16 protein-coding genes are annotated in these 13,787 nt (G+C 39.3%); 5 read left to right on the top strand and 11 right to left on the bottom strand.

Annotated elements, in window-relative coordinates; genetic code table 11:
• Positions 1-25 precede the first annotated feature (25 nt).
• Entirely contained in the window at positions 26-343 is a 318-nt protein-coding gene (locus ACXAE4_RS10995; protein ID WP_028409369.1) for a hypothetical protein, read from the bottom strand.
• 156 nt (positions 344-499) lie between these two features.
• On the opposite strand from ACXAE4_RS10995, the gene ACXAE4_RS10990 reads away from it, so the two are divergent.
• Positions 500-718 carry a hypothetical protein gene (locus ACXAE4_RS10990; RefSeq protein ID WP_155009958.1) on the top strand — a complete coding sequence of 73 codons (219 nt, stop codon included), beginning with the start codon at positions 500-502 and terminating at the stop codon, positions 716-718.
• 107 nt (positions 719-825) lie between these two features.
• Here the strand turns inward: ACXAE4_RS10990 and ACXAE4_RS10985 are convergent, their stop codons facing one another.
• The 3 genes from ACXAE4_RS10985 to ACXAE4_RS10975 form a co-directional block, all read right to left on the bottom strand.
• Complete coding sequence (locus ACXAE4_RS10985) at positions 826-1,353, bottom strand: hypothetical protein (RefSeq protein ID WP_155009957.1); 528 nt, start codon at positions 1,351-1,353, stop codon at positions 826-828.
• 396 nt (positions 1,354-1,749) lie between these two features.
• Positions 1,750-2,529: an enoyl-ACP reductase FabI gene (gene fabI, locus ACXAE4_RS10980; RefSeq protein WP_013084067.1), complete on the bottom strand. Its 780-nt coding sequence runs from the start codon at positions 2,527-2,529 to the stop codon at positions 1,750-1,752.
• A gap of 130 nt (positions 2,530-2,659) precedes the next feature.
• Positions 2,660-3,532, bottom strand: a complete 873-nt coding sequence (locus tag ACXAE4_RS10975; RefSeq protein ID WP_116738670.1) for a LysR family transcriptional regulator — start codon at positions 3,530-3,532, stop codon at positions 2,660-2,662.
• 114 nt (positions 3,533-3,646) lie between these two features.
• Here ACXAE4_RS10975 and ACXAE4_RS10970 point away from each other — a divergent pair, with 114 nt between their 5' ends.
• Together ACXAE4_RS10970 and ACXAE4_RS10965 are read left to right on the top strand one after the other, a co-directional pair.
• Positions 3,647-4,540 (top strand): DMT family transporter, encoded by an 894-nt coding sequence (locus ACXAE4_RS10970; RefSeq protein ID WP_289578089.1) that lies wholly within the window; start codon positions 3,647-3,649, stop codon positions 4,538-4,540.
• A 160-nt stretch (positions 4,541-4,700) separates the two neighbouring features.
• Positions 4,701-5,129: a hypothetical protein gene (locus tag ACXAE4_RS10965; protein ID WP_141483523.1), complete on the top strand. Its 429-nt coding sequence runs from the start codon at positions 4,701-4,703 to the stop codon at positions 5,127-5,129.
• 82 nt (positions 5,130-5,211) lie between these two features.
• Here ACXAE4_RS10965 and ACXAE4_RS10960 read toward each other — a convergent pair whose 3' ends face one another.
• The 3 genes from ACXAE4_RS10960 to ACXAE4_RS10950 form a co-directional block, all read right to left on the bottom strand.
• Complete coding sequence (locus ACXAE4_RS10960) at positions 5,212-5,703, bottom strand: GNAT family N-acetyltransferase (RefSeq protein ID WP_098112406.1); 492 nt, start codon at positions 5,701-5,703, stop codon at positions 5,212-5,214.
• 23 nt (positions 5,704-5,726) lie between these two features.
• On the bottom strand, positions 5,727-5,909 hold the full coding sequence (locus tag ACXAE4_RS10955; RefSeq protein WP_223546684.1) for a hypothetical protein: 183 nt from the start codon (positions 5,907-5,909) through the stop codon (positions 5,727-5,729).
• Between the two features lie 169 nt (positions 5,910-6,078).
• Complete coding sequence (locus ACXAE4_RS10950) at positions 6,079-6,789, bottom strand: GntR family transcriptional regulator (RefSeq protein WP_289578092.1); 711 nt, start codon at positions 6,787-6,789, stop codon at positions 6,079-6,081.
• Positions 6,790-6,957: 168 nt separating this feature from the next.
• Here ACXAE4_RS10950 and ACXAE4_RS10945 point away from each other — a divergent pair, with 168 nt between their 5' ends.
• Together ACXAE4_RS10945 and bglA are read left to right on the top strand one after the other, a co-directional pair.
• Positions 6,958-8,841 (top strand): beta-glucoside-specific PTS transporter subunit IIABC, encoded by a 1,884-nt coding sequence (locus ACXAE4_RS10945; protein ID WP_028414577.1) that lies wholly within the window; start codon positions 6,958-6,960, stop codon positions 8,839-8,841.
• Positions 8,842-8,854: 13 nt separating this feature from the next.
• Positions 8,855-10,294, top strand: a complete 1,440-nt coding sequence (gene bglA / locus ACXAE4_RS10940; RefSeq protein WP_289578093.1) for a 6-phospho-beta-glucosidase BglA — start codon at positions 8,855-8,857, stop codon at positions 10,292-10,294.
• An 80-nt stretch (positions 10,295-10,374) separates the two neighbouring features.
• Here bglA and ACXAE4_RS10935 read toward each other — a convergent pair whose 3' ends face one another.
• The 4 genes from ACXAE4_RS10935 to bla form a co-directional block, all read right to left on the bottom strand.
• Positions 10,375-10,524: a hypothetical protein gene (locus ACXAE4_RS10935; protein ID WP_013058052.1), complete on the bottom strand. Its 150-nt coding sequence runs from the start codon at positions 10,522-10,524 to the stop codon at positions 10,375-10,377.
• A 200-nt stretch (positions 10,525-10,724) separates the two neighbouring features.
• Positions 10,725-12,122 carry an NCS1 family transporter gene (locus ACXAE4_RS10930; RefSeq protein ID WP_034263876.1) on the bottom strand — a complete coding sequence of 466 codons (1,398 nt, stop codon included), beginning with the start codon at positions 12,120-12,122 and terminating at the stop codon, positions 10,725-10,727.
• 239 nt (positions 12,123-12,361) lie between these two features.
• Positions 12,362-12,625, bottom strand: a complete 264-nt coding sequence (locus ACXAE4_RS10925) for an excalibur calcium-binding domain-containing protein (RefSeq protein WP_028414580.1) — start codon at positions 12,623-12,625, stop codon at positions 12,362-12,364.
• Positions 12,626-12,724: 99 nt separating this feature from the next.
• Entirely contained in the window at positions 12,725-13,657 is a 933-nt protein-coding gene (bla, locus tag ACXAE4_RS10920; protein WP_028414581.1) for a class A beta-lactamase, read from the bottom strand.
• Positions 13,658-13,787: the final 130 nt, after the last annotated feature.

Genomic DNA, 13,787 nt, shown 5'->3' with positions numbered 1-13,787 from the left:
CGGACCTTTTATGGTAAAAAGCTGATTAGCTTTGATGATAAATATTATGCCATTGATTCCATGAACTGTGTGGATGCTGCTGGTGCCACTGATTCCATGGCACATATGGATTTTGCTGGTGCCACTGATTCCACGTACCGTGCGGATACTGCTGATGCCACTGATTCCATGGTGTGTATGGATGTTGTTGATGCCATTGATTCCATGTGCCGTGCGGATACTGTTTGTGCCACTGCTCCCAAGGGACATGAGGATGTTGCTGATGCCATTGATTCCACGTGCCTTGAGGATGCTGGTGATGCCATTGTTCCCATGGAATATAATGTTGCTGTCCTTGATGCATGTTTCTTCAACTCCTTTTCCTTTGCCACATCATATGTTCATGTTGGGATTTAGAGCTTATCTATTTTAAAATATAGGCGTTTGATTAATTATGAATTACATAACACTTTTGTTTTTATATGGTAATATCAATATAAAACATCCAGGAGGATTTCAGTTGGTTAAAAACTTACCTTTATTAATGGCTATCTTACTTATAGGAGTAAGCTCTTCTCTTATAAGCGGAAGCATAAACTTATCTGGAAGTATAGAATGGATATTTTTTATTATTAGCCTTATTGCTAATATTACTGCCGTGATTGGCCTTTCTTTACACGTATTTGTTTACCTTCCTATGAAAAAAGCTGAGAAAAATCTAAAAGAAACGTTTAAATGAATATAAGCAAAAGAAGCAGATTTCTTATAAGAAGTCTGCTTCTTTTGTCAGCTTGTATTAAACTTGTTTTTTTCGACTTCTTTACACCAAAAGATGCATATAGCTCTTTATTCGGAAGGAGATGGAAATCTTGCTGCTTCGAAATGCGACACATTTTCTGTTGTGACAATTGTGCCGTCAACATTACTTTCCGCGAAGACTTCAACTCGATCTCCTTTTTCTAAATTGTAAATAGTAGAGACCGATACTACGTTAACAAATATAGTGTTTCCTCCAAAGAAATCGTTATCAATCGCGATAACCGCCGTGCCATTGACACGAATTTCTACGCGCGCTCGATAATCGACAGTCGTATCGTTAGGAAGAAATCCAATTGTAGCAACAAGAGAATATACGCCATCTTTTTTAGGACGAAAAGTGGACGTAACCGGGTTATATTCATTTGCTAAGTCAAATTGTTTGAACTGATAGGAAACCTTTACAGAAGTGTTTGCTGATACGGATTGATTTGTAAGGCTAAGAGCACGAAACGCTGAGTCTCTTGTATTTCCTTGTGTGGAAGAACAATGATGATGTTTCTTAGAAGAATAAGATCTTTCTACATGATATTTATCATCTTTTTTAATCGTAATCATCCTTTCTTTATGTGTCTATCTATTTTATCCATTCGCAGGAAAAATGCTTGGATGCTTGTCCTTTGACTGATAATTTTAATAGAAATAAAATAGGAAACGATAGACTACTCAGTTTTCCATAAAAAAGAGGCTGAGACATATCCAGATGAATCTAATCTAAAGATGAACAACTCGTATACATGAGCTGAACCGCTGGTGACAACGCAGTTAATTTCCGTACAAGACTATGCTTTCCGCGGGAGTCTTCGCCTTGCCCTCCAATCAACTGCTAGAAAGACCTGCACACATGAAACCTGTGTTTAACATAACAAAAAAAACGAACCACTAATCAAACATCTTGATCAATGGTTCGTTTTTCACTTTGTCTAAAATCCTTTTGTCCCAGCCTCTTTGGAATTAACCTACAATATTATAACCAGCGTCCACGTGTACGATTTCTCCCGTTACGCCGCGTGAAAGGTGGCTCAGTAATACAACCGTCATGTCGCCAACTTCTGCTTGCGTTACGTTACGCTTAAGAGGTGCTTTTTCTTCAACATGGTGAAGAATTTGGTTAAAGTCAGAAATGCCTTTCGCTGCAAGTGTACGAATTGGGCCTGCTGAAATCGCATTTACGCGGATGTTGTCTTTCCCTAAGTCTAATGCTAAGTATTTTACTGAAGACTCAAGCGCTGCTTTTGCTACGCCCATTACGTTATAGCCTTCAACTGCGCGCTCTGCACCAAGATAGCTCATCGCTACAAGAGAACCGCCTTCTGTCATAAGAGGTTTCGCTGCTTTCGCTACGGCGATAAATGAATAAGCGCTTGTATCTTGAGCAAATGCATATCCGCTTCTTGATGTATTGATGAACTCACCGTTTAAATCTTCTGAGTGAGCAAACGCAACAGAGTGAATCACTCCGTGAACTGTGCCTGCTTCTTCTCCGATTTTTTTGAAAGCTGCTTCAATACTTTCGTCGCTGTTTACGTCACATTCAGCAATTAATGATGCTTGAATTTCATTTTTTTCTAAAAGCTTGTTCAATTTTCCTAGTGAACGTTCTTTACGGTATGTAAAAATTAAGTTTGCTCCTACTTGATGAAGGGCTTTTGCAACACCCCAAGCAATACTTCTGTCGTTGGCAACTCCCATAATCACAATGTTCTTGTTCTTTAATTGTAATAAATCTTCCATATTATCCTCCAAAAAAAATTAGTCATCAATGATGACTAATAGGTAATTGTATAGCTTTATTATAGCACAAAGATGCTCTTAGTTCCTAAGAGTCTTATGAATTAACCGATTTTGCTTTATAAATAATCTCTTACTTGTCCGAATTTTGCAGCCATGCTTGCGTTGTTTCAGCAAATTTTTTAGCTGCAGGTGAAAGATGATAACGAGTAGCTAGACCAATTGAACGGTAGCTGTCCACTTGAAATGGAATCGCACGCAGCTCTTGCGGGATAGAATCCAAAAGCATTTCAGGTAAAATGCTAATGCCTAAGTGATACGTAATCATCGATAGGATAGCACTTTCATCCATTAATTCAAAGCGAATTTCAGGCTGAAGCCCCTGTTCTTCAAACAATTGCTTAATATCATGATATCCGCCGTATGTCGGCATAATAAACGGTTCTTTCTCTAAATCTTTAAATGAAACGTTTTTTTGATGATACAAAGCACTTTGATTTGATACGACACACAGCAGCGGGTCTTTTTTTAAAGGGATAATATGAAATTGACTTGAATGCGTAATGTTAATAAAACCGCAGTCTATTTCTCCACTTAGCAGCCACTGTTCAATTTCAAGATAATCGCCTTCTTTTAGCTGAATTTGAATGGCCGGATAGCTTTTTTCCATCAGCTGAATAATTTCGGGGAGCCACTTGGTGGATACGCTTTTAAAAATCCCAACTTTAATCGTTCCTTTTGCAAGACCTAAGAGACTGGCTGCTTCTTGATGAACTTTTTCATTTTCTTGCAGCACTTTCCGAATGGCAAGAAGCATCGTTTCGCCTTCTGTTGTTAAAGTAATACCTGATCTGTTTCGATTCACAAGCGGAAATCCAAATTCTGTTTCGAGATTTGTAATGGCATGACTGACCGCTGACTGCGTGAGTGCCAGCGCATCTGCCGCTTTTGTAAAGCTTTTCACTTCAGCTACTTTGTTTAAAATTTCATATTTCACTAAGCTCATTTTCTCCCGCCTTAACATAAATTTAATTCATGTTCATCATTATAAAGATTCATTTTATTAATATCAAATTCCTTTGTATACTGTGAGTACATCATAAACAATGGAGGGTTGAACGTGAGTTACCGCACGCGAGCAAATATGATGATGGTTGGTGTAAATGTATTTTGGGGCATGTCGTACGTGTTTATGAAAATGGGGCTGGGTTCGCTCGGGTCATTTACTATCATTGCACTCAGATGTTTAATTGCTTTTTTGATTGCCGGACTGTTTTTCTATAAGCCTTTACTACATATCACGCGCAAAACGATTTTATCATCAGCTATTTTAGGCTTTTTACTATTTTCCGTTTTTTCGTTTGTCACGTTTGGCGTCAGCATGACGTCTGCTTCAAATGCCGGATTTCTTGTCAGTTTAACGGTCATTTTTGTTCCGTTGCTCAACTGTTTGTTAGTAAAGAAGCTTCCTTCTTGGCCGATTGGACTTGGAGTTATTGTTACCCTAACCGGTATAGGTGTGTTAACTTTAAAGCACTCCTTTCATATGAATACTGGTGATGTACTTTGCATCGGAACGGCGCTATGTTATGCCATTCATATTACCTTGACCGGCACGTTTACGAAAAATGAAAATCCAATTGCACTCGGCATTTTACAGCTAGGGTTTGCTGGATTATTTGCACTGACTTGCAGCTTTTTATTTGAACACCCCAGCATTCCAACTACGTTATCATCATGGATTGCGATTTTAGGTCTTGGCGTTCTTTGCAGCGCGATTGGATTCATTTGTCAAGCCATTGCGCAGCGCTACACAACTCCTACTCACACAGGACTTATTTTTGCAACAGAGCCTATTTTTGCTGCGCTGTTTGCCGTTCTCTTTTTGCATGAGCTGTTTACGCTTAAAGACCTTATTGGTTCTATTATTGTGATTGCGGGGATTTTAATTGCTCAATTAGACGATTTGCTATTTAAAAAAAGAGTTCATTACCAAGAGACTTTGCCAAAGTAAAAGCCGCTAGATAAGAACCTAGCGGCTTTTGTTATGAAGCTAAGATATAAGATTTCTTATAGCAGCCCCAACACTATTTCCACTTTTCTTTTAATAGATGCTAGTATTTTTCAGACTACCTTGCTATTCTATATAAAAAAGTACGTCTAGGTGAACGACTGTGAAGCTTATTAAACGAATACTTTCAACTATTATTTCATCGATATGCGGCGGTGTGGTTTGCATCGAAATATTTGAATTAAATTCCCTTGGCTATACAAGTATAGTAGATTATTTATCGACTTTGCTTATTGGTGTGTATCTTACCGCTCCATTTATTATTATAGTAGGCATCCCTTGTTCAATAGCTATAGCAAACATCATGAAATACATAGCTTCATTTAAAATATTAATTGAACTAATCCTATATCTTCTTTTCGGTATCGTGGGAGCACTCGCCGTATTAACTTTATTTTTGCTAAGTGACGGAATATCGGCTTTTAGTCTCTTTCCGCGAATCCTTATTGTAACGTTGAGCTGCTCATTGCCGTTTGGGTTATCTTCTATACTCATAAACAAGCTATCTAAAAAGACGGTCTATTATACATAGACCGTCTTTTTAGATGCTTTGCTACAGACACATCGCTATCGTTCATTACACTAACCGATATGATTTTGCATAAAGGCTAAGCTTATACCTCATATGTATAAAACTTTTTATCTACGTTCATCACTGGGAAATTTGCAGGCAGCTTTTCTTTTTCTATATGTTGAAATCCATTTTTCTCATAAAATCGATGCGCAGCCCTATATTGTAACGTCGTTCCTAAGTATATTCTTTCCACTTCCCTCTCTTTTGCCCACGCGATGGCTGTATGCAATAAACGGTGAGCTGTTTTGAAGGTGGCTCCTCTATAAGGTTTGGCTACAAACATTTTCCGTAGCGCTACTTGACGGTGTCCAATGTCTATTAAAGCTACGCTTCCTACTGCTTTTTCGTTGCAAACAGCAACCCAAAAGTTTCCGTTGCCCTGTTGATAAAAGCTTTCGATTTTAAATAAATCGGGCTGATCTTTCTCCGTTATTGGAATGTGATATTCTTGCTGCTGAATAGGAAGAATTAAGTCCACTACTTCTTGTTGATACTTACTAGCATATGGCTGAATGATGATACTTTCACTCAAAACCTCCACCGCCTCTAATCAGTTTACTCCACCTTATTTTTGACTGTTTTTAATACTGCACAACCTATGTTCATTATAAAACCAATTACGGCACCTGCAAGAATCGATATCACACCTACAGCGATAAAATCGCCTTTAGTCGGCTGAAATAAATTCATGGAAAGCAGACCAAACATAAAAAGCATTGGAATAAGATAACTCAGCATCTTTTTCAACTTAGCACCTCATTTCCTTATTTCTATAAACCCTGTAACCATTTTATCGTATATTAATTTCCTATTTATTACAATCTTTATCTTCTTTCATGTTTTTATCAAAGAAATGAAAAAAAGTGCCTGCCTCTCGTTCCTTAGTAATTGAGAGACGGGCACTTTTTTATAAAACATGACTCGTTGCTTGTAAAAAGAACTGAGACTGTTCGTAGTTATATGTCACTTTTGAAAAGTCAAACGGCTGGCCGTTCGCTAAATGAAAAAGTGTTTCAATAAATAATTTAGGATCGCCTTCTTTTAATCCTAAGTACTTTGCTTCTTCTTCGTTCAGCTTGCCGACGTGAAGATATAGATCAGAAAACCCGATTTTTAAGCCAAGGCCTTCTTTAATGTAATGAAAAATAGACTGAGAAACAATTTCGTTATTTAAGTACGTAACGATGAACTTATTATAAAACGATTCTTCCAGACAAAGCGTCTGGCCGTTAATATACCGTACTCTTTTTACATAATAGACGTCGCTATTTTCTTCTATGTTTAAATTTAACGCCGCTTCTTGCGTCGGTTTCCGTACATCTAGCTCAATTACTTCCGACGTTAACTGAAAATCTTCAAGTTCACTTGTAAATCCTTGATTGGAAAGCAAGCCAATATATCCTTTTCGTTTATGACGACGGACAAAAATGCCGCTTCCTCTTACTTGAAAAACAACGCCTTTTTTCTCTAATAGATCTAAGGCCTTTGTTACCGTACTTTTACTCGCCTCAAATTGTGCCATCAGCGTTTCTAATACCGGCAGCTTGTCTCCTTGCTGAAGCTTGTGTTCTTCAATATAGGTTTCAATTTCAATTGCAATTTGTTGGTATTTGATCATAGCTATACCTCTTTACTGAATTTGTCTCAAGAATAACACGATTATACCATAATCTAACTCCATCCCATAAACTTAAATTATTTATTGATTATTATTTTATTTGGGTATTGATAAATTGTATCGGTACAATTATACTGAAAGCGTATACTCAACAAGGGGGTTGAACATATGGGAGGGAAAATTAGAGATTATCACAAGCTTGCAGCAGATATTTTAGATGCAGTAGGTGGCGAAGAAAATATCGTAAGCGCTACACGCTGTGCTACGAGGCTGCGAATTGTATTAAAGCGCTCGAAGCCAGAAGCCAAACGTAAGGTGTCTTCTATGGCTGGTGTCATTACGGTTGTTGAAAACAGCGGGCAGTTTCAAGTCGTTATTGGACAGCACGTAGGAGACGTTTATGAAGAATTTGCTAGTTTAGTAAATTTGGATACAGCAGAGGAGCAAACTGAAAACAAAGGCACGATTTTAAACCGTGTGATTGCTACAATGTCCGCTGTGTTTGCACCATTTGTATATATCTTAGCAGCGGCAGGAATTTTACAGGGGTCGTTAATCTTAATTAATTTGTTTTCGGATAGCTTTGCCAAAACGGGCACCTATCAAGTATTAAGCTTTATTTCGTGGGCACCGTTTGTTTTTTTACCTATCTTTATTGCCATCACAGCATCCAAGCATTTTAAAACCAACACCTACATCGCAGTGGCGTGCTGTGCCGCATTAGTCAGTCCAACATGGGCAGAAATGGCGGCCAAAATTGCCGACGGAAGCAGCATTTCGTTTTTAGGTCTTCCCTTATCCGAAACGATCTATACTTCTTCTGTTTTACCGCCTTTATTTTTAGTATGGATTTTGTCTTACCTTGAAAGGTTCCTAAACAAGAGCATTCATGAAGTGGTTAGACCGCTGTTTGTTCCGTTTTTATGTATGGTGATTATGGTTCCTATAACGATTTTACTCATTGGCCCCGTTACAACGATGGGAGCTAACGGAATCGCTCACGGCTATAACTTTTTAGCTGAAAACGTACCTGCCTTAGCTGGAGCAATCATTGGTGGCTTCTGGCAAATTGTTGTCATCTTTGGAGTACATTGGGGAATTACGCCGATGGTGCTTGCAAACTTTGATTTAAACGGCAGAGATTCATTTCAAGCGTATCAAACAATTGCCGTAGTAGCTCAAGTTGGAGCGGTGCTTGGGGTTATTTTAAAAGCAAAAAGCCAAGAAGCACGTAAAGTAAGCGTATCAGCCGGAATAACAGGATTATTTGGTATTACAGAGCCAGCTATCTACGGCGTAAACTTACGTTTTAAAAAGCCGTTTATCTTTGGATGCGTTTCAGGTGCTATTGGTGCCGTTGTAGCAAGTTTCTTTCACCCATATTACTTTGCTTACGCAGGATTGCCTGGACCGTTGACCATTGTAAACGGCATCAGCCAAGACTATCCGATGTCAATCTGGGGAATTTTAATTGGATGTGCTATTGCGATTATTCTTCCAGTTGTGCTTATTCAAGTATTCGGTTACGGAGAAGACGCAGCAAAAGAAGCTGCTGCTGCTCCTTTAAACGAAGTAGCTGTCAGCAACCCGAACGAAAATGAAGAAACGATCAGCGCACCGTTTAGCGGGAAAGTTATCCCACTTTCTAGCGTACCGGACGAAGTATTCAGCTCAGGTGCGATGGGAGAAGGATTAGCGATTGATCCTTCAGATAACAAGCTTTATGCACCTTTTGACGGAACGGTAGTCATGGTAGCGCCAACAAAGCATGCTATCGGCCTTCGTTCAGAATACGGCGTTGAGCTGCTTGTTCATATTGGATTAGATACCGTTACGTTAGACGGCAAGCCGTTTACCCTGCACGTAGAAGACGGTGTAAAGTTTAAAAAAGGCGATTTACTAATTGAATTTGATAAAGAATTTATTGAAACACAAGGGTTACAAACGATTACACCGGTTATTATCACAAATTCAAACGCTTACCGAGAAGTAATCGTTGAAGATGTTGAAAATAGCGGACTGAATCAAACATTATTTACCGTAGTGAAATAAGGAGGAACTAACGATGACAAAAATGCCAAAAGATTTTTTATGGGGCGGCGCATTAGCAGCTCATCAATTTGAAGGTGGATGGAATCAAGGCGGAAAAGGACCGAGCGTAGTAGACGTTATGACTGCAGGTGCGCACGGTGTACCGCGACAAATCACTGAAACAGTGGAAGATGATAAATTTTATCCAAATCACGAAGCGATTGATTTTTATCACCGCTACAAAGAAGATATCGCACTGTTTGCAGAAATGGGCTTAAAATGTTTGCGAACGTCTATCGGCTGGAGCCGTATTTTCCCTAAAGGCGATGAAGCTGAGCCAAACAAAGAAGGACTAAAATTTTACGACGATGTATTTGATGAACTGTTAAAGCACGGGATTGAACCGGTTATTACGCTGTCTCACTTTGAAATGCCTCTGCATTTAGCTCGAGAATACGGCGGATTTAGAAGCCGAAAAGTGGTAGATTGCTTTGTGAAATTCGCTGAAGTTTGTTTCGACCGCTACAAAGACAAAGTCACGTACTGGATGACGTTTAATGAAATCAACAATAAAATGGACGTAAACAATCCTCTATTTCTATGGACGAACTCAGGCGTTTCTGTAAAGCCTGGTGAAAATGCAAAAGAAGTGATGTATCAAGCGGGACATCATGAACTTTTAGCAAGCGCTCTTGCCGTATCAAAAGGAAAAGAAATTAATCCAGATTTCCAAATCGGAGCAATGGTGTCACATGTGCCAATTTATCCGTATTCTTCAAACCCTGAAGACGTGATGTTAGCAGAAGAAACAATGAGACAGCGCTACTTCTTCCCTGACGTTCAAGTTCGCGGCTATTACCCGAGCTACGCGTTAAAAGAATTTGAACGAGAAGGCTATCATATTCCGTTTGAAGAAGGCGACGAAGAAATTTTACGAAACGGAAAAGTCGATTATTTAGGCTTCAGCTATTACATGTCCACAACGGTTAAAAGCGACGTTGAAGCTGATAACACGGGTGATATCGTAAACGGCGGCTTGCCAAACGGCGTAGCAAACCCTTATATCAAATCAAGCGATTGGGGCTGGTCGATCGATCCAACGGGCTTGCGCTATACGTTAAATCGTTTCTACGACCGCTATCAAATTCCGCTATTCATTGTAGAAAACGGATTTGGCGCCATCGATACGGTTGAAGCAGACGGTTCCATTCATGACGCATCGCGAATTGAATATTTAAAATCGCACATCGAAGCGTTAGAAAAAGCTGTAACGTACGATGGTGTTGATTTAATGGGCTACACGCCGTGGGGAATTATTGATATTGTTTCCTTTACAACAGGCGAAATGAAAAAACGATACGGGATGATTTATGTCGACCGTGACAACGAAGGAAACGGATCGATGAAACGCTACAAAAAAGATTCTTTTAACTGGTATAAACATGTGATTGAAACAAACGGTGAAGAACTGTAAGAAATCAGAAAAGCCGGGTACCTGCGTGAAGACACAGGAACCCGGCTTTTTTAAAACGTGTAAAAATAAATGCAAATACGTTATCTCGGTTTATCTACTAGCTGTGTTTGCGCAATTTCTGTTTGCTTAATTCCCGCTCGTTGAATTTCATCCGCAAACGATTCATGTTTCAGCGTTTTAATTACCTTTTCGCTTCCATCTCGAAGAGTATACACTCTAAATTCATACATACTCTGCCCTCTCCTTTAAGCTGTGATTGATGCGATACATTAGATGCGCTCCTGTTCAAAGCAACTCCTAATAGAGGTTACTTTTTACTCTTCTTTACTTTACCCACTTTTTAGGAAACTAGACAAAGAGATTTGCTCTGACGCGATAAAAGACACATAAAAAGCCTTTGCCGTAAGCAAAGACTTTTATCTATTGAATATTATTGTTCAAAGATGGTTCCTTTTTTGAACTTTGACTGTTTAAAAGCGAATTTCGTTAAAAGAATATACGCAACTCCTGCGACTACTACTCCTATAATCCAGCCTAAATCAACTTCAATAAACGCAGCGCCTGCACCGATGAGCATCGCAAGCATGGCGCACGGATTGTAGCCGGAAAACGGCCCTTTTTCTTGATACAATTCCTCTACATTCACTTTTTGCTTCCGTAAAATATAGTAATCGACTAGTAAAATAGAAACAATCGGCCCTAAAAAAGCAGAGTAAATCAAAATGAACAAACCAAGACCTGCAGCTGATGAATCTTGAACAAGCACCCAAGGGAACGAGCAAAAGGCAAGCAGCCCGGTAATCGTAACCGCTACTTTATAGTTTGCTTTTGTCAGCAGCGTAATGACATACGTAGGCGGAATAATGTTTGCCACCATGTTTACGGCAATCACGCCAATCACAATAAATGCTGATACAGCAACAGTGATATACGAATTATCGACTACAACCGCGAACGCTTTAACTGGATTGGAAATACCCGTAGCAGAAGCAAGCATTGCTCCGATTGTCAGAACGAATCCGTAGGCTACTAGAATCGGTGTAAAGTATAAAAATCCGCGCTTCTTGTCGCTAATGCCTGGCTTTAGCTCTCTGGAGTAATCGGCTGCGCTTAGAAAAATCGCCGCATAATTACCCATAAACATCATAATGAAAGAAAAGAACGGAAGTCCCCACGAACCTTTTGTATGTACCCACTTCTCCCCTACTACTTCACTATGAGACGTTAAAAGAACACCAAATACATACACAAGACCAAGCAATATAATGATTGACGCAAGCATCTCTACCCATTTAACCGCGTGGAAGCTGTACAGCGAAAGAACAATTTGCAGCAGTTGAATGATAATAAAACAAAGAACAAGATTGTCAAAAGACCCTTTGCTCACAATTTTACCAATTTCGTTTAAAGCTGTACCGCCTGTCCAGCTTTGGAAACCATACCAAATGATAGCTGGAATACCTCGTAAAAGAGACGAGATGACGGATCCTTTTATTCCAAAAGACATTCGAAGCTGCATCACATACGGTATACCCGTCTTATAGCCAATTCGATCGTTTAACACAAAAAAAGTAGAAATAATACCAATGGCAATAATGGCTGCCACAAACGTTTGAAAAAGATTTAATACCGCTGTACCCGCAATTACTAAGCTCGCACCAAGCGTCATATTTCCTAAATTAACGCCGTCTCCAATCCACATAAACATATAGGACAGCGGTGTTAGCTTTCGATCACTTTCCGCTTTTGGCTTTAGTGACGGATCAAGACCCCTATCTTGATGAGAATGTACCTCTTCTATAACGGTACTTGTTGCATTTGTAGACACTATACACTCAACTCCTTTTTTATGGTGATTCCACGCCCTAACCTAACATCAAATGTAAGTTAACTTAACATGTACATAGTGTATACGAATTGCAGTGTAAGTTCATCATTATTTATGTGAATTTTCTGATATTAATTTGTGCAACTTGACTAATTGTTGACCTCAGTTCGTAACAAACAAAAGTTGATAATAAAAAATCCAAGCGCTTACAATAAGCGCTTGGATGAGTCACTCAGTATTTATTTTTCACAGGCAATGTAGTCTTTATCTCGATCTAGCTTTGTATTGGCATCATACAGTGCTTTTGATACGTACGGTTTGTACTTTGTTTTGCCGCCTTTATTCTTTACATTAGCCGCACGAGCTACGCCGCCTTTGTAGTCTTTGTTTAATTCGGTACAGTTTTTGTAAGATTTAGCTGCCGCATCTACGTTTGAAACCATGCCAAAAGATACGCTTGTTAATAAACCGAAAGATAGAACAATTGGAAAAATCTTTTTCATAAGAGATACTTCCTTCCTATATTTTGTCTCATTAATAATAGAATGTTCTATCAATCTTTTCAATCTTTTTTTTACATTTAAACTACTATTATCCATTTTTTATTTATGAGTAACTTTAAGAGCCTTGACCGCTTGTTTAGCCGCTTCTGCAATCAGTTTATCATGATACTCCGCATCTTTTTCCGTACGATCGGAAAGGATCGCAAGAACAATTGGATCTCCGTTTGGCGGCCAAAGAATGGCAATATCATTTCGCGTCGCGTAGGAGCCTGCGCCTGTCTTATCGGCTACTTCCCAGCTTTTTGGCACGCCCGCTCGTATCAAGGCATCCCCTGTCGTATTTCGTTTCATCCAATCCGTTAAAAGTGCACGTTTGTCTTCAGGAAGTGCCTGTCCAAGTACATACGTTTGAAGGCTTGCAGCAAGTGCTCTTGGTGTACTTGTATCGTGGGTTTCTCCTGGATTCACTTCATTTAAATCGGGCTCAAACCGCTCAGGCAGCGTTACATCGTCTCCTATGTTTTCTAAAGCTTCTTTAAATCCGTCCGGTCCGCCCAGCTGCTGCAGAATTAAATTCCCTGCCGTATTGTCGCTGTAGCGAAGCGATGCATCCGCGAGTTCTTTAAGAGTCATGCCTGTATCCACGTGTTTTTCTGTAATAGGGTTATAGTTCACAAGGTCATCGCGCGTATAAAAGATTCGCTCGTTGAGATCTTCAATTGATTTCTGCTGTAAAAGTGCACCGACAGCAAGCGCTTTATGAGTAGACGTATAAGCAAAACGCTCGTCCGGGTGATACGTTACCGTTTTATTTGTACCGGTATCTAATGCATAAATGCCAAGATTCGCATCATATTTTTCTTCAAGCTTAGCAAACTCTCGATCACTTTTAGTTTCTTGTTTTTGACACTTCACCGTTTCAGCCTGTACTCCGCTGCTTGAAAAGCCTACAACCGCCGCGCATGATAGAGCCAGTGCAGGCATCATTTTTTTAAGCTTTGAAGTGTAAAACATCTCTTTCCATCTCTTCATTACCTTTCAACACCTTTCCAAAAAGTATTTAGTATGTAGTCTCTTAGGTAGAGGTTACCAACAATTCTATTTTATCAATTGTTTACTCTCACAAACATGATAGTTTTATCACATTTATATAATAAAGTAC

The organism is Priestia sp. ABM2_011, from assembly GCF_056158845.1.
Note: the sequence above shows the minus strand (reverse complement) of the source record. Positions and strands in the feature narration are given on the sequence as shown.